Source organism: Sinorhizobium sp. 7-81, from assembly GCF_030124405.1.
GTDB classification, from domain to species: Bacteria; Pseudomonadota; Alphaproteobacteria; order Rhizobiales; family Rhizobiaceae; genus Sinorhizobium; species Sinorhizobium psoraleae.
On sequence record NZ_JASKLT010000100.1, the window covers coordinates 1 to 349 of the forward strand.

At 66.8% G+C, this 349-nt stretch carries 1 protein-coding gene; it reads right to left on the bottom strand.

The annotated features are described in order from the left end of the window. Positions 1 to 349 (bottom strand): transposase (locus tag QN224_RS33685; RefSeq protein ID WP_283980191.1); only part of this gene is annotated, 349 nt, incomplete at both ends.

Here is a 349-nt window from a genome sequence, read left to right on the forward strand (position 1 = left end):
GTCCCGGGAGCGCACCTGGGACAGGCTCCACCGCACCCCGTGCACCACGCACCGCTGCCATTCCGCCTGAGGGTAGACCCTGCGGATCGCTTCAGGAAGCCCGGGCAGCCCGTCGGTGATGAAGAGCAACACCCGCCGCAGGCCCCGCTGCCAAAGCTCCCCCAGGACCCCCTCCCATCCCAGGGCGCTCTCCGTGGGCAACAGCCAAAACCCCAGGACCCGCCTCTCCCCATTAGGGGCGATGCCCAGGGCCACATACACGCTTTCCCGTACGATCCCTTCTCCTTCCCTGAAGACCTTTAGGGAAAGCCCGTCCAGGTAGACGAAGGCCATCTCCTCGGGCAAAGGC